The organism is Nocardia gamkensis NBRC 108242, from assembly GCF_001612985.1.
Taxonomy (GTDB): domain Bacteria; phylum Actinomycetota; class Actinomycetes; order Mycobacteriales; family Mycobacteriaceae; genus Nocardia; species Nocardia gamkensis.
In genome coordinates this window covers 41,768-66,962 of record NZ_BDBM01000042.1, presented here as the reverse complement: position 1 = coordinate 66,962, position 25,195 = coordinate 41,768, and the positions used below count along the sequence as shown (strand labels likewise).

Genomic DNA, 25,195 nt, shown 5'->3' with positions numbered 1-25,195 from the left:
GCGCCGGAGGCCGCGGCGGCCTGCGGAGCGACCGGCTCCGTGGACGGGGGCTTGGGCGACGGCGCAGGCCCCGGACGCGCGGCGGGGCCCGGCTTCACGGCCGGGGATTCGCCGGTGCGCGCGGCGGGAACGGCGGTCTCCTGCGCGGTCGGCGCCGGTGTGGGCGTCGACGGACGGGGACCGGGACGCGGGCCACCGCCCGCGGGCTTGGGGGCCGGACGGCCGGACGGGCCGGGACGCCCGCCCGACTTGTTGCCGTTCGACGGGGCGGATTTGGTCGCGAACGACTCACGCAGCCGGCGCGCGACGGGAGCTTCCACCGTCGAGGACGCCGACTTCACGAACTCGCCTTGCTCCTTGAGCGTTGCGAGTAGTTCCTTGCTCGTGACACCGAGTTCTTTAGCCAACTCGTGCACGCGGGCCTTGCCTGCCACTGCTCTCCTCACTGAGAGGTCGAGCAGCTCCACCGTTCTGGGGACGGCGGCCCGCACGACCTCGGGTTATCTCCGATGGACGTTCATCGTTGGTACTTCACGGTGTGCTCATGAGTGCTCGTGCCTGTTCTCGAGGTAATGCTCCAGGGCTGAGATATCCAGATGTCCGGACACTCGTAGTGCTCTGCCGATCGCTCGGCGCCGCTCTGCCGCGCGCAGACAAGCCGAAAGGGGGTGCAGCCAGGCACCCCGTCCGGGAAGTCTGCGCTGCGGATCGGGAACGATCTCGATGACCTGAGAGCCGTCGCCGGCCTCGAGGTCCCGAGCCACGATCCGCAGCAGATCGCCGGCCAGTTCGCGCTTCCGGCACCCGATACACGTTCGCACCGGAGCGGCTCGGCGCTGGGGCGCCGGGTGCTGCTCGGTGGTGCGGTCGGGCATTGGAGCCGAGGGCTCGGACTGAACCTTGGACCACTCTACCGCTGCCACGCCCGGAACGCCGAACCCCTCCCCCGCGGAAGTTACGAACATGTCATCCCGAGCACTCCGCGAGGGGGCTCCGGTCAACTCCGATGCGCCTCCGTTCGCACGGATCCGCCCATGTCGGGGGCGGCGTCGCTGCGGATATCGATGCGCCAGCCGGTCAGCCGCGCGGCCAGGCGGGCGTTCTGCCCCTCCTTGCCGATCGCCAGGGAAAGCTGGAAATCGGGCACTACGACGCGGGCCGCCCTGGCCTCGGCGTCGACGATTGTGACCGAAACCACCTTCGAGGGCGAGAGGGCGTTGCCCACGAAGGTCGCCGGATCCTCGGCGTAGTCGATGATGTCGATCTTCTCGCCGGCCAGTTCACTCATCACGTTGCGCACGCGTTGCCCCATCGGCCCGATACAGGCGCCCTTGGCGTTGACCCCGGGCACCGTGGTGCGCACGGCGATCTTGGAGCGGTGGCCCGCCTCGCGCGCGACGGCCACGATCTCCACCGAGCCGTCGGCGATCTCCGGCACCTCCAGAGCGAACAGGCGCCGCACCAGATTCGGGTGAGTGCGCGACAGCGTGATCTGCGGCCCGCGCGGACCACGGGAGACCCCGACCACGTAGCACTTGATCCGGTCGCCGTGCTCGTAGGTCTCGCCGGGCACCTGCTCGGCCGGCGGGATCAGTCCCTCCGTGCCGTGCAGCTCGCTGCCGATGCGCACCACGACGGTGCCGCGGGCGTTGGCGCGCGCGTCGCGCTGCACCACACCGCCGACGATGTCGCCCTCGTGGGTGGAGAACTCGCCGAAGGACTTCTCGTTCTCGGCGTCGCGCAGCCGCTGGAGCACCACCTGCCTGGCGGTGGTCGCCGCGATCCGGCCGAACCCCTCCGGGGTGTCGTCCCATTCGGAGATCACGTTGCCGTCGGCGTCCAGTTCTCGCGCCATCACCCGGACCACGCCGGTCCGCTGGTTGATGTCGATGCGCGCGTTGGGCTGGTGGCCCTCGGTGTGGCGGTACGCGGTGAGCAGCGCCGACTCGATCGCGGAGATCACGGTCTCGATCGAGATCCCCTTGTCGGCGACGATCGCGCGCAGGGCTTCGATTTCGATGTTCATTCCACGATCCCTTCGGTCGGCGAATCGGACGCTGTTACGGATTCGGACAGTGCATTCGGTGTTCCCGGGTGCTGCGCGGCGTCGTCGACCGCCACCGCGTCTTCCTGGCCCGGAGCGGGCCGCCCCGGAACGACTCCGCCGGCGAGTTCCAGCTCCCGCGCGCCGGGCGGGGAGAACTCGACTTGGACGACGGCGGTGGCGATGTCGGCGAGCGGGACCGTCACGCGGTGCGGGTCGCGTCTGCCGCCGAGCACCAGCGCCACCGAGTCACCGATGAGCGCGCCGACCCTGGCCTCGAAGGTCGCCGACCGCTCCGGCGGCTGCGCGCCTTCGCGCAGCGTGACGCGCACCTTCCGGCCGCGCGCCCGCCGCCAGTGCCGGTCGGCGGTCAGCGGGCGATCGATGCCGGGGGTGGTGACTTCCAGCAGGTAGGGCGTCTCGCCGAACTCCCCCGCGTCGTCCAGCAGCTCCGACAGCTCCGTGCTGAGACTCGCGAGCGCGTCCAGATCGGAGGTATCGCGATCCACGGTCACCTGCACCCGAGCCTGCGCGTCCACGCGCGTGCCCGCCGTCGAGATCTCGACGCCCTCGAGGTCGAATCCTCGGCGTTCGACGAGACCAGCTAAGAGCTGGCTCACCCTTTCCTCGGTCGGCATCGGCATGTGGGGCGGCTCCTGGTTCAGTTGTGACGCGGTGGGAAAATTCTCTACCAAAGGTCTAGCGTAACGCGCCACGAGAGTGTAAAGGACCAGTGGTCGAGGAGTACGCACGCCACGACCACCGCTCGTCCGGCGGCGCCCCGTGAGTCTGGCACGATGGTGCCGTGCCCATCCGCCTTCCCGCCCCGCCGCTTGCCGGGCGCACTACCGGCATGCCCTCCGACCGGCACGAGCCCCGCGCCGACGCCCTGGATCGTCGCAGCGCGATCCGTCTCGCGGGCGGTGCGACGGTGGGCGTGCTCGCCCTCGGCGCCGCGGCGGGCTGCACCGGCGACGACGTGGTCCACGAACCGGATCCCCTTGCCGCACAGGAGGTCGCGGCCCGCGCCGACGCCGCGGCGGCGACCGCGGCCATCGCCGTCGCACCCGACCGGCACGCCGCGTTGGCGGCGATAGCGGCCGAGCGCACCGCGCACGCCGACGCCTTGCGCTCCGAAATCGACCGCGTCATCGGCGTTTACGCCGACGGCACCAAACCGGTGCACCGCACCCGCGCGAACGAATCCGGCCCGTCGGCCGTGGCCTCGGGCAGCGCGGTTCCGCCCAATACCCCGCCGAGCATCGAGACGCTGCGGGCGCGGCTGGCCGAATCGCGGAAATCGGCCGCCGATCTGGCCCGCGCCCTCGACGGCTATCGGGCAGGCTTGCTCGCCTCGATCAGCGCGGCCTGCGCGGTGCAGGCGGGGGTGCTGCTGAGATGACCGAAGACGAACGCCGGGCCCTCACCGACGCGTTGAACGCCGAATACGGCGCGGTGTACGCCTACGGCGTGATCGCCGCCTACGCCGCACCCGAGCGCGCCAGACTGGTCGCCGAGCACACCGCCGCGCACCGCGCCCGGCGCGACGCCACCGTGGACGCCCTCGCGTTGGGCGGCGCGACGGTGCCGCCGCCCGACGCGGCCTACACGGCGCCGTTCCCGGTCACCGATCCGATCTCGGCCGCGCGGCTGGCCGTCACGGTCGAGTCCGACACCGCCGTCGCCTGGCGGTCGGTAGTCGAACGCGGTGCGTCCATGGCGATCCGGCGCGCCGGTGTCGACGCGCTCACCGAAGCCGCCGTCCGGCTGGCCACGTGGCAGTCGATCCTCGGCGCCGACCCGCCCACCATCGCGTTCCCCGGCAAGGCCTGATCCGAAGCGCCGCAGGCGTTCTCGCGGCGAACGGCGGCCGGGTGCGGTACCCGGCCGCCGTCGGCTCGACGCGCGACCTACGGCCGCATCTCGTATGCACCGTTGTAGGAGGCCACCTCGGCCCACACCCGGTCGAAGCGCGGGCGGTCGGCGACCGGCGGCCGCAGCGCCGAGGCCGCCCAGCCCTGCTGGGCGGGGCTGGCCGACGGCTTGCCGTACAGGGCTGTGGCGTAGGCGTTGAAATCGCGGACCTGGAAGTCGAAGATCTGGTCGATCAGGTCGCGATCCAGGCCGGTGATCGCCGCCTGCTCCAGGATCAGCTGGCCGTAGACCACCAGCGAGAACAGGTGGCCGACGGTCAGCATGAAGTCCAGATCCTTCTGCTGCCCGGCGTCCGGCGCCGCGGTGGTCAACAGCGTGCGCAGCGCCTGCGCCTGCTCGTAGAACCGGCCCACGTTCGGGATGTCGGCATGCTTGTCGTAGATCGGCGTCCAGTCGGCGAAGCGCACCTTGCCCGCGCCCCGCGCCGGGCCCTGCCGCCAGAAGAACGCGTCGTCGGCCGCGTCCTGCCGCGTTCCGATCTCCGGGTAGTCCTGCGGGTCGAACAGGTAGTTGGGCATGAACTTCAGGATCTGCCCGACGTTCACGTGCACCGTGCCCTCCAGCCGGGGCAGCGTGCTGATCAGCCGCTGCACTTCGGCGAAGTAGGTGTTCTTCTCGAACCCCTTGGCGGCCAGCACATCCAGCAGCAACGTCATGACGGTCTCGCCCTCGGAGGTCACCTTGGACTTCGTCATCGGGTTGAACAGCAGGTACCGGCGGTCCTCCAGGCTCGCGCTGCGGAAGTAGTCGACGGCGCGGTCGCTGAACAGCTTCATCGCGAGGATGCGCGCGTAGGCGTCGACGAAGTTCGCCCGCACGTGCGGGAAGTCGGTGACCGGGTTGCCGTAGAGGATGCGATTGCCCGCGTGCGTGATCGCCTCGTAGAACGAGTGCTCGACCATGCCGATCCCGCCGTGGCAGAGGTTGAACTTGCCCACGTTCACGGTGTTGAGCGCCGCGGAGAATGCCTCGGGCCCGGTGTGCAGGATGTCCTCGGCGCGCACCGGGTAGTTCTCCAAGCGGAACGTGCTGACGTACATCTGCTGGTGCACGACGTTGCCGAGCAGGCGGTAGTTCTCGTGCCGGGAGTCGGCGGCGAACCAGACGTACGCGTCGGCGCCCTCGAGATCGGCGCGGCGGGAGAACACCGACACCATGCTGGCCACGTTGCCGTTGCCGATGTAGTACTTCTCGCCGTTGGCGCGGAACAGGATGCCCGCCTCGGCGTCCGCGCTGCCCGGTTCGGTCGGGGTCAGCACCAGGTCGGTGTTGTAGATGTCGGCGCCGTGGGTCTGCTCGGACAGACCGAACGCCATCACCTCACCGGCGAGCAGGTCGGCGGCGGCACGCTTCTTGGCCGCTTCGTTGTCGCTCTGCCAGATCGGGCCGAGGCCGAGAATGGTCACCTGCTCGGCGTACCAGTACGCCAGACCGTAGAAGCCGAAGATCTCCGACAGCGCCGCGTTCCGGGCGGCGTCCCAGCGGCGATTCGGGTCGCCATCGGCGTAGGCCGCCGGGGTCAGGAAGGTGGCGAACAGCTTCTCCTTCTTCACGAAGTCGAGGAAGTCGGCCGTCCACACCGCGTTCGCGTCGTCGGCGAGCAGACGCTGTTTACCCCGGCCCTCGAACCACTCGATGGTGGCACGCAACAGACGCCGCGTCTCCGCGTCGAACTGCTGCGGGTCATAGCTGGCGGGGTTGAACAACCGCGCGTCGGTGTTTGTCATGCCGGTTAACTTACCAGCGGGTAACAGCAGTCAGGACACTGTCCGCGGATCTGTGACCAGCGAATTCAGGTTACGGTCGCGTAAGTAACCGCCGCCCGGTCGCCGGGCTGCTAGCGCCTTCTCCTCGGTCTCGAAATCGACAGCGAACGGGCCCCGGCGGATTCCGCCGGGGCCGTTCACGTCGGTCAGCCGCGGACTTTGGCCACCACCGCGTCCACCGCGGACGCGGCGGGCAGTTCCTCGGTCTCGCCGGTGAAGCGGTCGCGCAGTTCGACCTTGCCCTCGGCCCAGCCGCGACCGATCACCAGCACCAGCGGCATGCCGAGCAGTTCGGCGTCCTTGAACTTCACCCCCGGCGAGGCGGTGCGGTCGTCGAAGAGCACGTCCAGGCCCTGAGTGTGCAGGCCGGACACCACCTCTTCGGCGCCCGCGCGAGCGGCGTCGTCCTTGTTGGCGATGACGACGTGCACGTCGTAGGGCGCGACCGCGGCGGGCCAGCGCAGCCCCTTGTCGTCGTGCTGCTGCTCGGCGATCACCGCCACCATGCGGGAGACGCCGACACCGTAGGAGCCCATGGTCAGCCGCACCGGCTTGCCGTTCTCGCCGAGCACGTCCACCTCGAACGCGTCGGTGTACTTGTTGCCGAGCTGGAAGATGTGACCGATCTCGATGCCGCGGGCCGCCACCAGCGTGCCCCGGCCGTCGGGCGAGGGGTCGCCGTCGCGGACCTCGGCGGCCTCGATGGTGCCGTCGGGCGTGAAGTCGCGGCCCGCGACCAAGCCGACGACGTGCTTTCCCGGTTCGTCGGCACCGGTGATCCAGCTGGTGCCGGTGCCGACCCGCGGATCGACCAGATAGCGAACGCCGTTGGCTTGCAGCGCCTTCGGGCCGATGTAGCCCTTGACCAGGAACGGATTCTCGGCGAAGTCGGCTTCGGTGAGCAGCTCGACCTCGGCCGGTTCGACCGAGGCGCCGAGGCGCTTGTCGTCCACCTCGCGGTCACCGGGAATGCCGATGCCGAGGATTTCGGTCTTCCCGTCCGGGTGACGCAGCTTGACCATGACGTTCTTCAAGGTGTCGGCCGCGGTGACCGGACGACCGTAGCGCTCGGCGATACCGGCGCTGTTGGCCCAGTCCACCAGCGTCGAGATGGTCGGAGTGTCCGGGGTGTCGTACACCACGGCCTCCGGCTGCCCTTCGATCGGCAGCGGTTCGGGAGCGGGCGTGACCACCGCCTCCACATTGGCCGCGTAGCCGGATTCCGGGCAGCGCACGTAGGTGTCCTCGCCGACCGGGCTGTCGGCCAGGAATTCCTCCGACGCGCTGCCGCCCATCGCGCCCGAGGTGGCGGCCACGATGACGTACTTGACCCGCAGCCGGTCGAAGATGCGCTGGTAGGCCTGGCGGTGCGCGTCGTAGCTGGCCTTGAGGCCGTCCTCGTCCAGGTCGAACGAGTAGGAGTCCTTCATCACGAACTCGCGCCCGCGCAGGATGCCCGCGCGGGGGCGCTCCTCGTCGCGGTACTTGGTCTGGATCTGGTACAGCGTGACCGGCAGGTCCTTGTAGGAGCTGTACTCGCCCTTCACGGTGAGCGCGAAGAGCTCCTCGTGGGTGGGGCCGAGCAGGTAGTCCGCGCCCTTGCGGTCGCGCAGCCGGAACAGGCCGTCGCCGTACTCCGTCCACCGGTTGGTGGTCTCGTACGGTTCGCGCGGCAGCAGCGCGGGTAGCGAGATCTCCTGGCCGCCGATCGCGTCCATCTCCGCGCGCACCACGTCCTCGACCTTGCGCAGCACGCGCAGGCCCAGCGGCAGCCACGAGTAGACACCCGGGGCGACGCGGCGCACGTAGCCGGCACGGACCAAGAGTTTGTGGCTCGGCACCTCGGCGTCGGCGGGATCGTCGCGGAGGGTTCGCAGGAACAGGCGGGAGAGGCGGGTGATCACGGAAGCACAGGGTAGTCGCTGGCCGGACGCCGTTCCCAGCGCATTACCGTATTCGTTCGTGCTGGTGCTGCTGCCTCCTTCCGAAACCAAGTCCGATGGCGGCGCAGGGGCGCCGCTCACCCTGGACTCGCTGGCGATGCCGCAGCTCACGGCGGTCCGCGCACGGCTGATCGAGGAAGTGGAGCGGTTGGCGGCCGACCCCGAACGCTCCCGGACCGTCCTGGGGCTCGGCAAGGGGGCCGACGGCGAGATCGCCCGCAACGCCGCGCTGCGCACCTCCCCGACCCGTCCCGCGCTGGAGCGCTACACCGGCGTCCTCTACGACGCCCTCGACGCCCGCTCGTTCACCAAGGCGCAGCGGGCCAAGGCGTATGCCCGCCTCGGCATCGGCTCCGCCCTGTTCGGCGCGGTCCGCGCCCGCGATCCGATCCCCGCCTACCGGCTCTCCGGCGGCGCCAAGCTGCCCGGACTGCCGACCCTCTCGGCCGTCTGGCGCGACGAGCTGGCCACCGCGCTACTCACCGAGGCCGCGGGCGAGCTGGTCGTCGACCTGCGCTCGGGCACCTATCAGCAGCTGGGCCGGGTGCCCGGCGCGATCACCGCCAACGTGCTCACCGAGCACCCGGACGGGTCGCGCACGGTGGTGAGTCATTTCAACAAGCACCACAAGGGCCTGCTCGCCCGCGCCCTGGTGCTCACCAGAGCCGAACCGGCCGACGTCCGCGGCGTCGCGCGCGTGGCGGCCAAGGCGGGGCTGCGCGCCGAGATAGCCTCGCCCACCGAGCTTCTGATCATCACCTGACTTCGTCCGGCCGTTCGGCGGTGAGCGCCGTGATCTCGGCATCGAGGTCGGCCCGCGCCGCCGTCTCGTAGCGGCGGCGAGCGGTGGGTGTCCGGAACGAGTCCGGCTCGGCCCGCCCCCGGCTCCAATCACGGATCGGCAGCTCGATGTGCCCAATTCCGCACCGATCGCCGGAAGACCGGGAAGGGTGTATGCCGGACAGTGGTGGTCAGGCGGCGTTCTGGCGATGTCACGACCGTAATCGGTGGAACCCGCGGCACCGCCGATGCTCACCGAGCGAATCGAGGAGACATGCAGACCATCGCGCACTGGCTCGACGGCAAAGCCTTCGCGGGCACCAGCGAGGCGACGGCGCCGGTGACCAACCCGGCGACCGGCGCGGTGACCGGGCAGGTCGCGCTCGCCGGTGTGGCCGACACCCGCGCGGCGATCGACTCCGCCGCGAAGGCGTTCCCGGCGTGGCGGGACACCTCGCTGACCCGGCGCACCCAGATCCTGTTCCGCTTCCGTGAGCTGCTGAACGAGCGCAGAGAGGAGCTGGCCCGGCTGATCACCGCCGAACACGGCAAGGTGCTCTCCGACGCGATCGGCGAGGTGAGCCGCGGCCTGGAGGTCGTCGAGTTCGCCTGCGGCATACCGTATCTGCTCCAGGGTGGCTACACCGAGAACGCCTCGACCAAGGTCGACATCTTCTCCGTCCGCCAACCGCTCGGCCCGGTCGCGATCATCTCGCCGTTCAACTTCCCCGCGATGGTGCCGATGTGGTTCTTCCCGCTCGCCATCGCCGCGGGCAACACGGTGGTACTCAAACCGAGCGAGAAGGATCCGTCCGCGTCGCTGTGGCTGGCGCGGCTGTGGGCCGAAGCCGAACTGCCCGCGGGCGTCTTCACAGTGCTGCAGGGCGACAAGGTCGCGGTCGACGAATTGCTCGACAACCCGGGCGTCAAGGCGGTCTCTTTCGTCGGATCGACGCCGATCGCCCGGTACGTCTACCAGCGCGGCACCGCCGCGGGCAAGCGGGTGCAGGCGCTCGGCGGCGCGAAGAACCACATGGTGGTGCTGCCGGACGCGGACCTGGACCTGGCCGCCGACGCCGCGGTGAACGCCGGGTTCGGCTCGGCGGGCGAGCGGTGCATGGCGATCAGCGTGGTGGTCGCGGTGGGCGGGTCGGCCGACGCGCTGGTCGGCAAGATCGCCGAGCGGGCCGGGACCATCCGGACCGGCGACGGCACCCGGGGCGCCGACATGGGTCCGCTGGTCACCCGGGCGCACCGCGACCGAGTCGCCGGATACATCGCCGCGGGCGAATCCGCCGGGGCCACCGTGGTTCTCGACGGGCGGGGCGTCGAGGCCGACGGCGCGGCCGAGGGCTTCTGGCTCGGGCCGACGATTCTCGACCATGTCGCCACCGACATGAGCGTCTACACCGACGAGATCTTCGGACCCGTGCTGTCGGTGGTGCGCGTCGGCAGCTACGACGACGCGCTGGCACTGGTCAACGCCAATCCCTACGGCAACGGCACCGCCCTGTTCACCAACGACGGCGGGGCCGCCCGCCGCTTCCACAACGAGGTCGAGGTCGGAATGGTCGGCATCAACGTACCGATCCCGGTCCCCATGTCGTACTACAGCTTCGGCGGCTGGAAGAACTCGCTGTTCGGCGACGCGCACGCGCACGGCGCCGACGGCGTGCGGTTCTTCACCCGCACCAAGGCGGTCACCACCCGCTGGCTCGATCCCAGCCACGGCGGGCTGAATCTCGGTTTCCCACAGAACAAATAGGCGGCGTTCACCGAGTACGCGGCGAAGGAACCGGCGGGAATGTCGTGCCGGGCCACGTTGTTCGCTCAGAACGTGACCACTACCGCAGAGCTTTCCGATGCCCTCAAGAAGTACCTGGACGAAGAGAAGGTGTTCGCCACCGCGGCCACGATCGGGGCCAACGGGCAACCGCACCTGACCGTGATCTGGCTGAAGCGCGACGGCGACGATCTGCTGTTCTCCACCACGACCGACCGTCAGCAGGGCAAGAACCTCGCCCGCGACCCGCGCATCACCGTGCTGATCAACCCGCCGGACAACCCGTACGTCTACGCGGAGATCCGGGGCACCGCGACGATCACCCCGGACCCGGACAAGACGCTGCCCGACGAACTCTCGGCGAAGTACACCGGACAGAAGTACGCGGATTTCAACCCGGCCTCGGTCGACGACGGACCGCGCGTCATCGTGCGCGTGACACCCCGGCGGGTGGCCGGCCGCTTCTAGGCGCGGCTCACACCTGCTGGGCTTCTTCCTGGGCGTGCTGGGCCATGGCCAGTTGCTGCGGAGTGAAGCGCAATGTCAGGGCGACCAGTCCGGCCGCGAACGCGATCAGGGCGCAGACGAACAGCACCAGGGTGTAGCCGTCGCCCAGCGCGGCGATCTCAGCGGGCGTCATCCCGGCCACCTTCTCGGTGCGACCGCCGAGCGACAGCGTGCGGGATGCGGCGATCGGGGTGAGCAGGCCGATGGCCACGGGCGTGGCGAGGTTCATGAACATCTGTCCGACCGCGGCCAGCGGGCCGATATTCGCCGGCGGCACACCGACCAGCACACACAGCGGCGAGAGCACCATGGCGATGCCGACGCCGAAGCCGATCACCACCAGCAGGGGCAGCAGCGTCGCGAAGTACATCACTTCGCCGTCGAGGGTCGAGCCGAACAGCAGGCCGACGCCGAGCACCACCGCTGAACCCGCCAGCAGCCAGCGCGGCGCGATGTACAGCGCCGCCTTGGAAGCCACCGCGCCGCCGACACCGATGCCGACGGTGAACGGAATGGCCGCCACACCCGCCTTGAGCGGACCGTATCCGATGACGTTCTGCATGAACTGGGCGACGAAGAAGGTCATCGCGCCCAGCACCCCACCGGCGAGGAAGATCAGCAGGAAGGTGGCCACGCGGTCGCGGCTGTCGAACAGCGACCAGGGCAGCAGCGGGTCGTCCACCCGTCGTTCCAGCGCGATGAAGACGATCAGCAGCACCACGCCCGCGATCAGCGAACCGATGATCGCCGGGTGTCCCCAGCCGATCTCCGGCCCCTCGGTCGCGCCGAACACGATCGCCGCGCAGGCGATGGTGCCGAGCACCGCGCCCGGGAGGTCCAGCGCCGAGCGGTGGTGTTTGGTGTCGGCCAGTTTGTAGGCCGCGCCGAGGATGATCAGCGCGCCGATCGGGACGTTGATCAGGAAGATCCACCGCCAGGACAGCTGGGTCAGCGCGCCGCCGACCACGAGCCCGCCCACGGAGCCGATGCCGACCATCGAGCCGAGGATCGCGATCGCCTGGTTGCGCGCCTTGCCCGGTGCGAAGGTCGTCGCCACGAGCGCGAAAGCGGTCGGCGCGGCGATCGCGGCGCCCGCACCCTGGATGGCTCGCGCCGCGAGCAGCATCCCCTGATTCTGCGCGAGCCCGCACAACAGCGAGGCCAGGGTGAACACCGCGACGCCGACGACCAGCATGCGCTTGCGGCCGAAAGCGTCGCCGAGCCGGCCGCCGAGCAGCATCAGGCCGGCGAAGGTGAGTCCGTAGGAGGTCACTGTCCACGCGCTACCCGCGCTGGACAACCCCATCTCCTCTTGCAGCCGCGGCAGCGCGAAGATCACCACCGTGCCGTCGAGCACGACCATGAGCTGCAATCCGCTCAGGACTAGGATCGCGAGCCCGAAGGCCCGCTGCGTCACTGGATACTGCATCGTCGCAGCGGGGTTCCGAAGCACAGTGAGTCACTGTAATTGATGCCGGGCCACGCTTCGCCCGCCCACCGATCCGGCCGGACCCGCGACGAGCACCGGTCCCGCCGATCCCGCGGGTGGGCGTCGTCGCGAACCACCAGCGGTATCGGGTCGAGGTGATGGGCCATCGCCTGGTGCTCCTTCCCCACTCAGGACGAGTAGCCGTCCTGGTCGACCGGGCCGCCGCCGTCACCGCGCGAATCGGTTCGAATCGCCGCGGGGGCCACGAGCGTCATCCGGCCGCGGAGTCGGCGTGCGGGACGATCGAGTCGGCGGAGAATCCGGCGGTCGGGCCGATCACCACGATCGCGGGTGGGCGGATGCCTTCCGCGCGCACCCGGGCGGCCACCGTGCCGAGATCGGCGCGCAGCACGCGCTGGGTGCGCAGCGTGCCCTCCTGGATGACGGTGGCGGGTGTATCTGCCGGTCGCCCGCCCTCCAGCAGCGCGGTGGCGAACTGCTCGATCCGCTCCACCGCCATCATCAGCACCAAGGTGCCGCGCAGCCGCGCCAGCGCGGGCCAGTCCACCAGCGAATCCGGGTGATCCGGCGCGACGTGCCCGCTCACCACGACGAACTCGTGGGTGACACCGCGATGGGTGACCGGGATGCCCGCGGCGGCGGGCACCGAGATGGGGCTGGTGACACCCGGCACCACCGTGACCGGAACCCCGGCGGCCACACAGGCCTCCACCTCTTCGTAGCCGCGCCCGAACACGTACGGGTCGCCGCCCTTGAGCCGCACCACGAACTTGCCCGCTTTCGCGCCTTCGATCAGCGCGTTGTTGATCGCTTCCTGCGCCATCGCCCGTCCGTACGGGATCTTGGCGGCGTCGACCACCTCGACCTCGGGCCCGAGTTCGGCGAGCAGTTCCGGCGGCGCGAGCCGGTCGGCGACGACCAGATCCGCCCTGGCCAGCAACCGCCGCCCGCGCACGGTGATCAGGTCGGGATCGCCGGGCCCCCCGCCCACCAGAGCGACTCCGGGCGCGATCGGGGTCGAGTCGTCACTCACCACACCGGATTGCAGGGCCTCCAGCAACGCGTTGCGCACGGCGGCCGACCGGCGGTGCTGCCCGCTCGCCAGCACGCCGAGGGTCAGCCCGTCGTAGCGCGCGGTGGCGGGGGTGACCGCGGTGCCCAAGCGTGCGGTGTCGGCGCGGACGCAGAAGATCCGCCGCCGGGTCGCCTCGTCGACCACCGCCGCGTTGGTCTCGGGCTCGTCGGTGCAGGCGATCGCGTACCAGGCGCCGTCGAGGTCGCCGTCGGCGTATTCGCGCAGCGTGACGGTGATCTGTCCGGAGGTGGCCATTCCCTCGACCGCGGGGGTCACCGCGCGACTCACCACGTGGATGTCCGCGCCGGAGGCGATCAGCAGTCCCAGCCTGCGCTGCGCCACCGACCCGCCGCCGACCACGACGACACGCCGTCCGTGCAGATCGAGCCCGACCAGGTAGTTCGGGTCGCCGGTGGGCTGGTCTTGCGTTGCGTCTGACGTGTTCGGCACAAGTTTCGAGCCTACGGCGTGGCCCTCCGGCACCGGCAATCGCCCGGCACGCCCGCCCGCCCCCATTCCGGCGAGCAGGCGCGACGATCACCACGGGCCTGCGCCGACCCGCGCTCAGGCCGACGCCGGCCGCACCTACTGTGACCAGTGGTAACAAGCGTTTCGACAGTCGGCGACGGTAGGTTGCCGTGCAGGCGTCTCGTTCGGAAAGGCGGACCGATGAAACGGCTGACACCGGCACGACTGCTCGCCGTGGCCTACGACGAGGCGCTGCGCGGGCTCGCCGAAGGGGGGATCCCCATCGGCGCCGCCCTCTTCGGCGCGGACGGCACGCTGCTCGGGCGCGGGCACAACCGCCGGGTGCAGTCCGGCGACCCCAGCATGCACGCCGAGACCGACGCCTTCCGCGCGGCGGGGCGGCGGCGTGACTATCGCGACACCGTCATGGTCACCACGCTCTCGCCGTGCTGGTATTGCAGCGGCCTGATCCGCCAGTTCGGCATCGGTTCGGTGGTGGTCGGGGAATCGCGGACGTTCTCCGGCGGGCACGAGTGGCTGGCCGGACACGGCGTGACCGTCACCGTCCTGGAAGATCGGCGCTGCATCGATCTGATGACCCGGTTCATCGCCGAGCATCCCGCGCTGTGGCACGAGGACATCGGAGTCGCCGACGATCTCGAGGCATGAACTGCGCGGTCCCGGCCGGGCGGCTCAGCGGAAGTACGGATACTCCTGCACCCAATGGAATCCACGGCTGCGCAACGGGAAATCGTCGATCGGGACCGAGGTCAACGCGACCGAGACCGGCTGCCCGGCGAGCGTGCCCGTCAGGGTCAGCCGCTCCGGCGCGGGCCGGTCGAAGCCGAAACTGCCCAGGGGTTCCGTTCGCGGCGGCGCGACTACAACCAGGGTGCGCGCTGCCGGATCGACCATCGCGAGCACCGGAACCAACTGGCCGTCCATCCGCTGCACGGTGGCGCCGTCCCGGTCGAAGACCAGGCGCTGCCAGCGTCGTTCGTCGGTGGTCAGTGGCGGAAGCGGTGTGCCGCCGACACTGAATTCGGTGACCGCCCAGATGCCGTACAACGGCGGTTCCGGCCGCCCCGCGCCCTGCTCGGTCCACCTTTCCCAGCCCGTGTACGCGTTCGAGAACAGCAACCACACCCCGAGCGCGATCTGCGCCGCCGCCGCGATCCGCTCGGCTCGCGGCGTGCGCAGCAGCGGCGGCGTGCTCGACGGTCCGGCCGGGCGGTTCAACACGATCACGTTCGCCAGGCGCCCGGCCTCCGGGGCGAGCAGCACCAGGCACAGCAGCATCAGGTGGAACGACAGGATCTTCGCGGGTACGTCGTAGGTCATGTCCAGCACGAACACCTGTGTCGTGCACACCAGGCTCAACATCGCGCCCACCAGCGCGGTGCGCGGCACGAACAGCAGCACGCCGCCGAGCAGTTCCGCGCAGCCGAGCAGGATCTCGTATTGCGGCGACACCCCGATGTGGTTCCAGAGCACCGCCATCGGACTGAAATTCCCGTAGGGCTCGAGCAACCGGCTCAGCGGTGTCGGCGGCATCTGGGTCGGGATGGCCTTCGCCATGCCGTAGGCGATCATCTGCCCGGCCAGGCACAGGCGCACGAACAACAGGAACCAGGGCAGCACGGCCCGGTAGTGCGGCCGGTTCCGATCCAGCACGCTCCAGACCAACGTGCCGAGTACCGCGACGACGAGGACGACGAACACCAGCACCCAGAAGTAGGCCTGGTCGCCACTGATCGAAGCCGTGTTCGCCGCCACGGACGTACCGAACACCCGTGTTCCGGTCCCCTCGATCACCGGGCGCAGGGCACGGGCGACGCCGGAGTTCACCGAGTCCGGCAACCACTCGCGCGCCAGTCCGAGGAACTCGGGGACGACCGACGGATACACCAGGCAGAACAGCCCGAAATACAGGAAAACGAAGCGGAACGCCACCCGGGTCGCCCCGTGCCAAGGCCTGGTATCGGAACCCACCGCGTCCGCGGTGTCTGTTCGATCGAGGATCGCTTCGGTCACGGCGGTCCCTCCAGTTCGGTCGATGCAGACCGAAGGTATCGAAAAGCGCCGCGGCCGTATCGTGTTTCGGCCGGATCACCCGCTGCCGCCGGATCAGGGTGTCAGCGGAAGTACGGGTATTCCTGGACGAAGTGGAAGCCCCGGCTGCGCAACGGGAAGGAGTTCGGGTCCATCCGGTCCAGCGACAGCGTCACCGGCGTTCCGTTCAACTCACCGGTGAGCCGCAACGTGTCCGGGGTGGGCTGAGTGAAGGTGAAGGCACCCAGGCGATTCGGCGGTGTGTCCGGCGGAGCCGCGGACAGCGCGATGGTGTGCGCAGCCTCGTCGACCACGGCTACGACGGGCAGGAACGAGTCGTCCATCTTCTGCACCGTCGTACCCCTGCGGTCGACGATCAGCCGGCGCCAGCGGCCCTCGTCGGTGATCAGCGGCGGCGCCGGATGCCCGTCCCTGCTGAACTCGCCGACGGTCCAGATGCCGTAGAGCGGAGGTTTCGGCGCGCCGTCGCCCGCCTCGCGCCAGGTCTGCCAGCCGATGTGCACCCCACCGAGCAGAACCCACAACCCCAGAGCCACTTGCAGCGCCGCTGCGACCCGGTTCGCGCGGCGGGAAGCGAACAGCGCGGGCTGCGTGGCCGGTTCGGACGGGCGTTCCAGCACGAGCACATTCGCCAACCGACCGGCCTGCGGCGCCAGCACGACCAGCGACAGCAGCAGCAAGTGGAACGAGAGGATCTTCACCGGCACGTCGTAGGTCATGTTCAGCACGAACACCTGCGCCATGCTCACCAGGCCGACCAGCGCGCCCGCCGTCGCGGTGCGCGGCACGAACAGCAGCAGTCCGCCGAGCACTTCCGCCGTGCCGAGCAGGACCTCGTATGCGGGCGCGGCGCCGACCTGGTTCCAGAGCACCGATGCCGGGCTCATCGTCCCGTACGGTTGCAGCAGCGCGGTGAGCGACGGCGCCGGCATCTGTGACGGGATCGCCTTGGCCAGACCGTAGAAGAGCATCTGGCCGCCCAGGCACAGCCGGACGAACAGCACGAACCAGGCGCGCAGGGTGATGTAGTCCCGGCGGCGTCTATCCAGGATCGACCAGACGAGCGTGATCAGCGCCGCCGCGACGAGTTCGCAGAAGATCAGCAGCCAGATGGCGGCCTGGTCGCCGCTGCCGGAATCCTCGTGCAAGACGGCGTCCACCCCGAAGACGTGGTCGCCGACCCAGCCGACGAGCGGGCTCGTCGCGCGCATCTGCCAGATGACCGCGCTCTCCGGCAGCCACTTGCTCAGGATGCCGGTGAACACGAAGAGGATCTGCGCGAACAGCACGCAGAACAGCCCGAAGTAGGCGAAGGCGAAGCGGAACGCGATCCGGGCCTGCGGGCTCCATGGACGGCGCTCGTCACCGGCCCGCGTTCGGCCACCGCGGGGCTCCACCACATCCGTTTCGACGGTACGCACACCGCTCCCCTCGCCGGTCGACACTCTGGCTTGCCGAACGTATCCGACCAGGTCATGGGATGACCTCCGGGAAAACCCCCGATTTCCCGGTACCTCTTTCGGCCTACGTGCCTGCCCCACCGTGCTCAGCGGGATTCGTCTCCGGTTCCGGCCCGCCAACAACTAGAACGCGTTACAGTCGCGTATCCCGGCGCACCGCGGGCGGTGCATCCGGGCCGCACGTGTCAGGAGGACAACGATGACCGACGATCCGGACCCGGCACAGCGACATCAGCTGACCGTCAGCGAACGCGACCTGGACGCACTCGCCGGCGACTTGGCGCGCTGGTTGCACACGAAGGTCACCGCGGATGATCTGCCGCGGATCTCCGAATTGTCGCGTCCACAGTCCGGCGGCATGTCCAGCACGTCGATCCTGTTCGACGCCGAGTGGAGCGCCGCAGGGCGGCCGGAGCGCGGATCGTTCGTCGCGCGGATGGCGCCGGAGGCCGGGTCGTTCCCGGTCTTCGAGACCTACGACCTGGCCACCCAGTACCAGGTGATGGCGGGCGTGGCCGCGGCCACCGACGTACCGGTGCCGGGCCTGTGCTGGCTGGAGAACGACGAGAAGCCGCTCGGCGCGCCGTTCTTCGTGATGCGCCGCGTCGACGGACGGGTGCCGACGGACAACCCGCCGTACGTGTTCGTCGGCTGGCTGTTCGACGCCGACCCCGCCGAGCGCCTGCGGCTCACGCACAACACCGTCGAGGTGATCGCCGAGATCCACGGCATCCCCGATCCCGCGGCGCTGTTCCCGATGCTGAGCGGACCGGGCGAGGCGCTGCGCAGGCACGTCGCCGCCCAGCGCTCGTGGTACCGGTGGGCGCTCGCGGACGACGGCTTCGAGATCCCGCTGATCGAGCGGAGTTTCGCGTGGCTGGACGAGCACTGGCCCGCCGAGACCGGCCCGGACGTGCTCAGCTGGGGCGACGCCCGCCCGGGCAACATCATCTACCGCGAATTCGACCCGGTGGCGGTGCTGGACTGGGAGATGGCCGCGCTGGCGCCGCGGGAGCTGGATCTGGGCTGGCTGATCTTCATCCATCGGTTCTTCCAGGATCTGGCCACTCGCTTCGGGCAACCCGGACTGCCCGATTTCCTGCGCCGCGACGACGTGGTGTCGAAATACGAGGAGCTGACCGGTCACTCGGTGCGCGATCTCGACTTCTACATCGTCTACGCCGCGTTGCGGCACGCGATCGTCATGGCGCGGGTGAAGCGCAGGATGATCCACTTCGGCGAGGACACCGACACGCCGGATCGCGACGACTACGTCATGCACCGGGCGAGCCTGGAAGCGCTGCTCGACGGAACCTACGAATGGGACTGACCATGCCTGTGCCTTTGGACGAGTACCCCATCCATCAGACCCCGCTGTCGCTGGCCCGGGTGGCCTCCAGCGATCGGAACTTCTACGACCGCAGCTACTTCAACGCCCACGACCGTGACGGCGGCACGTTTCTGATCACCGGTTTCGGCGTGTATCCCAACCTCGGGGTGACCGACGCCTACGCCGCCGTCCGCCGTGGCGACGCGGTGCGCGCGGTGCGCTTCTCCGACGCGCTCGGCGACCGGGGCCTCGACCAGCGCGTCGGCGGCTACCGCATCGAGGTGCTGGAGCCGCTGCGGCGCCTGCGGGCGGTCTGCGAACACGACGATCTGAGCTTCGACCTCACCTGGACCGGCGCCTTTCCCGCCGTCCAGGAACAACCGCACCTGATTCTCGCGGGCAACCGGCCGATCATCGACGCGTCCCGGTTCGCGCAGGTCGGCTCGTGGGCGGGGACGCTGCACGTGGACGGCGACGACATCACCGTCGATCCGGCGGTGTGGACCGGGACCAGGGACCGCTCGTGGGGCATCCGGCCGGTCGGGGAGACCGAGCCGCCCGGACGCGCGGCCACCGAGCCCTCGGGCGGGTTCTGGTGGCTGTACGTGCCGCTGCGGTTCGAGGACTTCGCCGTCGTGATCATCGTGCAGGAGGAGCCGGACGGCAGGCGCACGCTCAACGACGCGACCCGGATCTGGCCGGACGGGCGCACCGAACAACTCGGCTGGCCCCGCATATCCATCGACTATCGCTCCGGCACAAGGCATCCGGTCGGTGCGCGACTGGAGCTGACCACGCCGGACGGCAAGCCACTGGAGATCGAGATCACGCCGGGCGTCGGCGTCCCGCTGCACGTCGGCTGCGGCTACGGCGGCGATCCCGACTGGCAGCACGGCCAGTGGAAGGGTCGCGACTGGTCCTCCTCCAGCCGCTACGACCTCACCGATCCGGCGATCGTCGCCCGCACCCCCTACGGGGTGACCGACCACGTCGCGCGTGCCCGCTGCGGCGATGCCGAGGGATGGGGCCTGTTCGAACACGCCAGCATCGGCCGCCACGACCCCACCGGCTTCGCCGACTGGGGCTCGGTCGCACCATGAACCCAGCGCCGCACCGCCGCCGACACGGGCGTTCGTGACCAGTCCCCGAAAGACATGCGTGCCCGGACGCAACGCGGGGCCGAGTTCCGGCGACGGCGCATCCAGCAGCAGCTGAGCACCAGCGCGAACGGCGCACCACCGTCGTACCCGCAGCCGAACGGCTCCGCCCGGGCTGCGATCGGAGCTTCGCGATGTACTCGGATACCGGCACAGGCCGGGCCGAACAGAACATCCGGAGCCTGCGGTCGGTTGCGCGGCGGCTACGGCGTGGCGACAGTCGCCGATCGTCGCGACACCGCGATTCTCGCGGACAGCGCAGCGCTCGTGGCCGAGCCCGCGTTCGGTCGATGGTTCTACCGGTCGAGCTGCGCTACCGCGAGCACCACTCCCTGCACGACGCGCTTCGGTATCACCAGCGGCCCGCCCCCGGCGGCGAGCAGCGCCGCGGCCTCCGCGACGCTCGCCGTGCCGACGGCCGCCTGTACGCGGCTTCCCGGGTTGGGGACGGCGACGTTCGCCAGTTCCGCGGCGGAGTAGGACCGCAGCGGCACCTGCAACTCCGCGGCGACGGCGCGCAGGCCGGGCTCGGCGAAGCGCTGTCCGATGGTGGCCAGGCACGCTATCCGGTAACCACTCACGCCCTCGCGCAGCGCGGCACGGATCACGGCCGCCGATGTGCCCGGCCGTAGTCCGATGCCGACGACAACATCAGCCGGTGGCACCGGAACTCGCGAATCGCATTGCCGCGGTGACGAATCGCCGCACCGCCGCAGGATTCCCCGCCGGGTGGGTGTGCAGGTACGACGCGTGCACATTGCCGCTCAGCGTCCCCTCCCGGACGGTCTCCCCCGCGCTGCCGCGCCAGCCCCACGCCGGAGTCGGCGGCGCCGACACCAGACGGGTGCGGTGGAACTCGTGACCCCTGACCCGTTCGCCGACCCGCCACAGCGGCGAGTCGGCCAGTGCGACGGCGTCCCGGTAGCCGAGTGTCAGACGCGGTCCGAACGCGGCGTCGGCATCCACCACCCCAGCCATCGGGTGGCCGTCCAGCGATCGGGTCAGATACAGCAGCCCGGCGCATTCGGCGTGCACCGGCATCCCGTGCCGAGCGGCGTCGGCCACCGCCCGCAACAGGACGGAATTGGCCGCCAGGTCCGCGGCGTGTTCCTCGGGAAACCCACCTGGCAGCACCAATGCCGCCGTCCCGGTGGGCAATTCGTCGTGCAGCGGGTCGAAAACGACCACCTGCGCCCCCGCGGCCACCAGCAACTCACGATGCTCGGCGTAGCCGAACGTGAATGCCGGGCCACCGGCGACGGCGATCAGCGGACCCTCCCGATCGTCCGGGATTTCCCCGGCGTGCGATTCACCGCCGGGATCGGTGGAGACGCGCGAGTCCCGCCCACCGTCGACAGAGGTCGTCGCCCCCGAGTCACCGACTCCACCGCTGGACCTCGATGCCTTCGAATCCCCGGCTTCACCGTAGAACCCCGAGTCGCTGATTCCGCCCAGAGGCGGCGACTCCGGCGTACCTAGTTCACCGCGAACCCTCGACGCCTCCGGCCCGCCGGCTCCAGCCGGAAACGCCGCGGTGGACGCCTCTTCTGCTTCCAGACCGCGCACGGCGGCGGCGGGATCCCAGGCGGGTCCGGTGACCGACGAGCGAGCGAGCGCCGCGATGGCGTGCAGGTCCACGTGCGCGGCGACGAGATCCGTCATCGCCGCCACCGCCGCTGTCGCGGCCGAGCCGTGTTCCACGGCGGGGATCAGGCCGAGATGCCGGGACGGGACTTCGAGTTCGGCCAGGCGCGGCAACGACCCGAGCACCGGCAGCCCGACTCGATCGCAGGCCGCGCGCAGCACCTGATCGTGCCGTTCGCTGCCGACCCGGTTCAGGATCACCCCGCCGAGCCGGACGCCGCTGTCGAAGGTCGCGAATCCGTGCAGCAGCGCCGCGAGGCTCTGGCTGTGTCCTCGCGCGTCCACCACCAGCACCACCGGCGCTCCCAGCAAGGCCGCGACCTGCGCCGTCGACCCCTCCGCCACCGGACCGGCGTACTCGTCATCGATCCGCCCGTCGAACAACCCCATTACGCCCTCGACCACCGCGAGATCGCACCCCCGCGCCCCGTGCCGGAACAGCGGCACGACCCGCTCCACCCCCACCAGCACAGGATCCAGGTTTCTCCCCGGCCGGCCCGCCGCCAACCCGTGATACCCCGGATCGATGTAGTCGGGCCCCACCTTGAACGGCGCCACCCGATGCCCCACCTTCCGCAACGCGCCCACCAGGCCGGTCGCCACCGTCGTCTTCCCGCTGCCCGACGCCGGCGCCGCCACCACCACCGCCCTCATCGCCGCTCCCGCCCCGCGAGTGGCACACCATCGTGCGGCCCTCTCGCGATTCGCCGCAGCGATGCGCCACTCGCGGGGATCACCATTCGATGCCTCGTTGGCCTTTGCGGCCCGCGTCCATGGGGTGCTTGAGTTTGGTCATTTCGGTGACCAGGTCGGCGGCTTCCAGGAGGGGTTGGGGGGCGTCGCGGCCGGTGATGACGACGTGCTGGTTGCCGGGGCGGGCGTTGAGGGTGTCGACCACCTCGACCACGTCGACCCAGCCCCATTTCAGGGGGTAGGTGAACTCGTCCAGGACGTAGAAGCGGTGCTGTCCGGCCCGCAGGCGGCGGGCGATCTCCTGCCAGCCGGCCAGCGCGGCGGCGGCGTGGTCCTGCTCGGTGCCCTGTTTGCGGGTCCAGGACCAGCCCTCGCCCATCTTGTGCCACTCGACCGGCGCGCCCGCGCCGGTCTGCTCGTGCAGTGCGCCGAGGGCGCGGAAGGCGGCTTCCTCCCCGACCTTCCACTTGGCGCTCTTCACGAATTGGAACACCGCGACGTCGAAGCCTTGGTTCCACGCTCGCAGCGCCATGCCGAACGCGGCCGTCGACTTCCCCTTGCCCGGCCCGGTGTGCACCGCGAGCACCGGCTGATTGCGCCGCTGCCGCGTGGTCAGCCCGTCGTCGGGAACTGTCTCCGGAACACCCTTGGGCATCGAATCTCCTTGCTCGTCCTCGGATCACTCCGAACCTGTGCACCGCGTCCGGACCGGAAGCCGCGCGAACCGCCCACCGCCGCTGGACGCCGACTCACCGGCTCTCCCCACCGTCTCCGAAGGGGCGGCCGCACGGCCTCCATCGGGCACACGGTTCGAAAGTCGTGCTCACGCCGCTCGCGCCGAACTACCGTTCCCGGAACTCGCGCGGACGACGTCCGCGACCGCCGCACCGGTCAGCTCGGCCAGTCTCAGGTAGCCGCCGCGCAGGTCGCGGGCCAGATCCCCGGCGAGGCCGAGGCGGATCATGCCGCGTTCGCAGTCGACCACGATCGAGGTGACCGTGTCCCTGGCGAGTAAGCGGGCCGCGGCGCGGGCGCGGGGAACCGGGTCGGTCCCGCCCGTCGCGCGACCGTCGGTCAGCAGCACCAGCATCGGCCTGCGGCGCGGATCGCGCACACGCTCGCGCAGCACGACTTCCCTGGCCTTCAGCAGGCCTGCCGCCAGCGGGGTCTTCCCGCCCGTGCGCATTCCGGACAACCGGCGCACCGCGATGTCGACCGACGAAGTGGGCGGCAGGACGAGTTCGGCCTCCGCGCCGCGCACGCTGACGACGGCGACTTTGTCGCGGCGCTGATACGCGTCCCGCAGCAGTGTCACCACCGCGCCGGTGACGGCGGACAGCCGGTCGCGGGCGGCCATGGAACCGGAGGCGTCGACCACGAAGACGACCAGATTCCCTTCGCGCCCTTCCCGATACGCGCCGCGGAGGTCTTCGGCGGCCAGCCGCAACGGCCCGTTCCCGCGGCCGCGGGAACGCTGATGCGGCGCGGCCGCGAAGACGGTGCCGAGCAGGTGCAAGCCCGAGGACGTGTCGGCACTCGGACGCACTACCCGCCCGTGCCGTGATTCCGCGCGCGAGCGCCGCCCCGGAGCGCCTTCGCCGACGCCGGGCACCTCCCAGCGCGGCGTTCGCGAACCGGCGGAAGTCGGTGCGCCACTGCGTCCTTCACGCGATTGCCCACCGCCCGGACCTTCGGGCGGCGACGGGTTGTCCGGGCCACCGTCCGGATCGTCGCCCGGCTCCTCGGCATCCCGGGGCGTGCCGTCCGGACCGTTCGGCGTGGAGGTCTCCTCCTCGGGCCGCGCCTGTTCGGCCGCGTCGCGCATGGCGTCGTCGAGCTGCTGTTCGCTGATGCCGGGCTCGTCGAACGGATCGCGCCTGCGCCGGTGCGGCAGCGCCAGTTCGGCGGCCACCCGCACGTCGTCCTCGGTCACCGCGTCGGCACCGCGCCAGGCGGCATGCGCGGTCGCGGTGCGCGCGACGACCAGATCGGCCCGCATCCCGTCCACGTCGAACGCGGCGCACAGCGCGGCGATGCGGCGCAGCTCCACGTCGTCGAGCACCACCCGCCCGAGCCGGTCGCGGGCGGCGAGGATCTGCTCGGCCACCTCGTGGTCCGCCGCGGCGTACCGGGCGGCGAATCCGGCCGGGTCGGCCTCGTAGTCCAGCCTGCGGCGCACCACCGCCATGCGCACGTCCACGTCCCGGGAAGCGGTCACGTCCACGGTCAGGCCGAACCGGTCCAGCAGCTGCGGACGCAGTTCGCCCTCCTCCGGGTTCATGGTGCCGACCAGCACGAAACGCGCCGGATGCGAGTGCGAGACGCCGTCGCGTTCGATGTGCACCCGCCCCATCGCCGCGGCGTCCAGCAGCACGTCCACCAGATGGTCGTGCAGCAGGTTGACCTCGTCGACGTACAGCACACCGTGATGGGCGGCGGCCAGCAGGCCGGGGCGGAACGCCTGCTCCCCGTCGCGCAGCACGCGCTCCAGGTCCAGCGAGCCGACCACGCGGTCCTCGGTCGCGCCCACCGGCAGCTCCACCAAGCGGGCGGGCCGCGCGCCGGTCTCGTCCACCACAGGCGGCAGCAGCTGGGCCAGCGCGCGCACCACGGTCGACTTCGCGGTGCCCTTCTCGCCACGCACCAGGACGCCGCCGATGCCGGGATGCACCGCGCAGAGGATCAGCGCCAGCTGCAGCCGTTCCTGACCGACCACCGCCGAGAAGGGAAATCCCGCTTCACCGTCCGAACCCGGCATCGTTCGGCTGCCCTGGTCGGACGTCGGCACTGTTTCGGCATGGGACACGGACACGCCCCAACTCTAAGCGCGGGGCCACACCGGCCCCACAGTGCCCTTCGATTCAGAACCGATGCGCGCGCCCCCTGAACCGCACACACCGCCGATCCACTCATGGCTCCGCAGGGGTGCCGCGCAGGACGCACGGATTCGAGCGAATCCAGCGCGCCCGCTCGCTCCACCACGTTTTCCGAGCGACGCGAGCCCGAGTATGCGCCGTTCGCGTCCGAGCGGTCGCCGCGTTCGCGACGAAGTCGCCGGCGGTGGCCGCTCGGACGCGAACCATGAAG

22 protein-coding genes are annotated in these 25,195 nt (G+C 70.5%); 8 read left to right on the top strand and 14 right to left on the bottom strand.

Going from position 1 to position 25,195, the window contains the following annotated elements; translation table 11 throughout:
- The 4 genes from NG1_RS27220 to rimP all read right to left on the bottom strand — a co-directional run.
- Positions 1-434: translation initiation factor IF-2 N-terminal domain-containing protein (locus NG1_RS27220; RefSeq protein WP_174554923.1), on the bottom strand; the 434-nt coding region annotated here is incomplete at its 3' end.
- 108 nt (positions 435-542) lie between these two features.
- Positions 543-875, bottom strand: coding sequence for a YlxR family protein (locus NG1_RS27215; RefSeq protein WP_062975458.1), 333 nt, complete (start codon positions 873-875; stop codon positions 543-545).
- Between the two features lie 122 nt (positions 876-997).
- Complete coding sequence (gene nusA / locus NG1_RS27210; RefSeq protein ID WP_040868142.1) at positions 998-2,026, bottom strand: transcription termination factor NusA; 1,029 nt, start codon at positions 2,024-2,026, stop codon at positions 998-1,000.
- On the bottom strand, positions 2,023-2,688 hold the full coding sequence (gene rimP / locus NG1_RS27205; RefSeq protein ID WP_062975456.1) for a ribosome maturation factor RimP: 666 nt from the start codon (positions 2,686-2,688) through the stop codon (positions 2,023-2,025). Before rimP ends, nusA begins: the two co-directional genes overlap by 4 nt.
- Before the next feature lie 209 nt (positions 2,689-2,897).
- On the opposite strand from rimP, the gene NG1_RS27200 reads away from it, so the two are divergent.
- Both NG1_RS27200 and NG1_RS27195 read left to right on the top strand, forming a co-directional pair.
- Positions 2,898-3,446: a hypothetical protein gene (locus NG1_RS27200; RefSeq protein WP_062975454.1), complete on the top strand. Its 549-nt coding sequence runs from the start codon at positions 2,898-2,900 to the stop codon at positions 3,444-3,446.
- Positions 3,443-3,877 (top strand): ferritin-like domain-containing protein, encoded by a 435-nt coding sequence (locus NG1_RS27195; protein ID WP_062975452.1) that lies wholly within the window; start codon positions 3,443-3,445, stop codon positions 3,875-3,877. Before NG1_RS27200 ends, NG1_RS27195 begins: the two co-directional genes overlap by 4 nt.
- A gap of 77 nt (positions 3,878-3,954) precedes the next feature.
- On the opposite strand, the gene NG1_RS27190 is transcribed toward NG1_RS27195, so the two are convergent.
- Positions 3,955-5,706 (bottom strand): acyl-CoA dehydrogenase family protein, encoded by a 1,752-nt coding sequence (locus tag NG1_RS27190; RefSeq protein WP_062975450.1) that lies wholly within the window; start codon positions 5,704-5,706, stop codon positions 3,955-3,957.
- Positions 5,707-5,891: 185 nt separating this feature from the next.
- The gene (locus tag NG1_RS27185) at positions 5,892-7,649 is read right to left on the bottom strand and encodes a proline--tRNA ligase (protein ID WP_062975448.1); all 1,758 of its coding nucleotides are present in this window, start codon (positions 7,647-7,649) and stop codon (positions 5,892-5,894) included.
- 58 nt (positions 7,650-7,707) lie between these two features.
- Here NG1_RS27185 and yaaA point away from each other — a divergent pair, with 58 nt between their 5' ends.
- The 3 genes from yaaA to NG1_RS27170 all read left to right on the top strand — a co-directional run bounded on the left by yaaA (position 7,708) and on the right by NG1_RS27170 (position 10,719).
- Entirely contained in the window at positions 7,708-8,451 is a 744-nt protein-coding gene (yaaA, locus tag NG1_RS27180) for a peroxide stress protein YaaA (RefSeq protein WP_062975446.1), read from the top strand.
- Positions 8,452-8,742: 291 nt separating this feature from the next.
- Complete coding sequence (locus NG1_RS27175) at positions 8,743-10,233, top strand: CoA-acylating methylmalonate-semialdehyde dehydrogenase (protein ID WP_062975444.1); 1,491 nt, start codon at positions 8,743-8,745, stop codon at positions 10,231-10,233.
- Between the two features lie 72 nt (positions 10,234-10,305).
- The gene (locus NG1_RS27170) at positions 10,306-10,719 is read left to right on the top strand and encodes a PPOX class F420-dependent oxidoreductase (protein WP_084499223.1); all 414 of its coding nucleotides are present in this window, start codon (positions 10,306-10,308) and stop codon (positions 10,717-10,719) included.
- Between the two features lie 7 nt (positions 10,720-10,726).
- Here the strand turns inward: NG1_RS27170 and NG1_RS27165 are convergent, their stop codons facing one another.
- On the bottom strand, positions 10,727-12,187 hold the full coding sequence (locus tag NG1_RS27165) for an MFS transporter (protein WP_062975440.1): 1,461 nt from the start codon (positions 12,185-12,187) through the stop codon (positions 10,727-10,729).
- Positions 12,188-12,458: 271 nt separating this feature from the next.
- On the bottom strand, positions 12,459-13,733 hold the full coding sequence (gene cobA, locus NG1_RS27155) for a uroporphyrinogen-III C-methyltransferase (protein ID WP_062975436.1): 1,275 nt from the start codon (positions 13,731-13,733) through the stop codon (positions 12,459-12,461).
- Positions 13,734-13,976: 243 nt separating this feature from the next.
- Here cobA and NG1_RS27150 point away from each other — a divergent pair, with 243 nt between their 5' ends.
- On the top strand, positions 13,977-14,420 hold the full coding sequence (locus NG1_RS27150) for a nucleoside deaminase (protein ID WP_062975479.1): 444 nt from the start codon (positions 13,977-13,979) through the stop codon (positions 14,418-14,420).
- 24 nt (positions 14,421-14,444) lie between these two features.
- On the opposite strand, the gene NG1_RS27145 is transcribed toward NG1_RS27150, so the two are convergent.
- Positions 14,445-15,785 carry a DoxX family protein gene (locus NG1_RS27145; RefSeq protein WP_245660077.1) on the bottom strand — a complete coding sequence of 447 codons (1,341 nt, stop codon included), beginning with the start codon at positions 15,783-15,785 and terminating at the stop codon, positions 14,445-14,447.
- A 101-nt stretch (positions 15,786-15,886) separates the two neighbouring features.
- Positions 15,887-17,245 (bottom strand): DoxX family protein, encoded by a 1,359-nt coding sequence (locus tag NG1_RS27140; RefSeq protein WP_245660076.1) that lies wholly within the window; start codon positions 17,243-17,245, stop codon positions 15,887-15,889.
- Between the two features lie 238 nt (positions 17,246-17,483).
- Here NG1_RS27140 and NG1_RS27135 point away from each other — a divergent pair, with 238 nt between their 5' ends.
- On the top strand, positions 17,484-18,614 hold the full coding sequence (locus NG1_RS27135; RefSeq protein ID WP_062975434.1) for a phosphotransferase family protein: 1,131 nt from the start codon (positions 17,484-17,486) through the stop codon (positions 18,612-18,614).
- A 2-nt stretch (positions 18,615-18,616) separates the two neighbouring features.
- Positions 18,617-19,714 (top strand): Rv3169 family protein, encoded by a 1,098-nt coding sequence (locus NG1_RS27130; RefSeq protein WP_062975473.1) that lies wholly within the window; start codon positions 18,617-18,619, stop codon positions 19,712-19,714.
- A gap of 353 nt (positions 19,715-20,067) precedes the next feature.
- On the opposite strand, the gene NG1_RS27125 is transcribed toward NG1_RS27130, so the two are convergent.
- The 4 genes from NG1_RS27125 to NG1_RS27110 all read right to left on the bottom strand — a co-directional run bounded on the left by NG1_RS27125 (position 20,068) and on the right by NG1_RS27110 (position 24,866).
- Positions 20,068-20,436, bottom strand: a complete 369-nt coding sequence (locus NG1_RS27125; protein WP_062975432.1) for a cobalamin biosynthesis protein — start codon at positions 20,434-20,436, stop codon at positions 20,068-20,070.
- The gene (locus NG1_RS27120) at positions 20,423-22,069 is read right to left on the bottom strand and encodes a cobyrinic acid a,c-diamide synthase CobB (protein WP_062975430.1); all 1,647 of its coding nucleotides are present in this window, start codon (positions 22,067-22,069) and stop codon (positions 20,423-20,425) included. Before NG1_RS27120 ends, NG1_RS27125 begins: the two co-directional genes overlap by 14 nt.
- Positions 22,070-22,148: 79 nt before the next feature.
- Positions 22,149-22,763 carry a cob(I)yrinic acid a,c-diamide adenosyltransferase gene (gene cobO, locus NG1_RS27115; protein ID WP_062975428.1) on the bottom strand — a complete coding sequence of 205 codons (615 nt, stop codon included), beginning with the start codon at positions 22,761-22,763 and terminating at the stop codon, positions 22,149-22,151.
- Between the two features lie 168 nt (positions 22,764-22,931).
- Positions 22,932-24,866, bottom strand: a complete 1,935-nt coding sequence (locus NG1_RS27110; protein WP_062975426.1) for a magnesium chelatase subunit D family protein — start codon at positions 24,864-24,866, stop codon at positions 22,932-22,934.
- Positions 24,867-25,195: the final 329 nt, after the last annotated feature.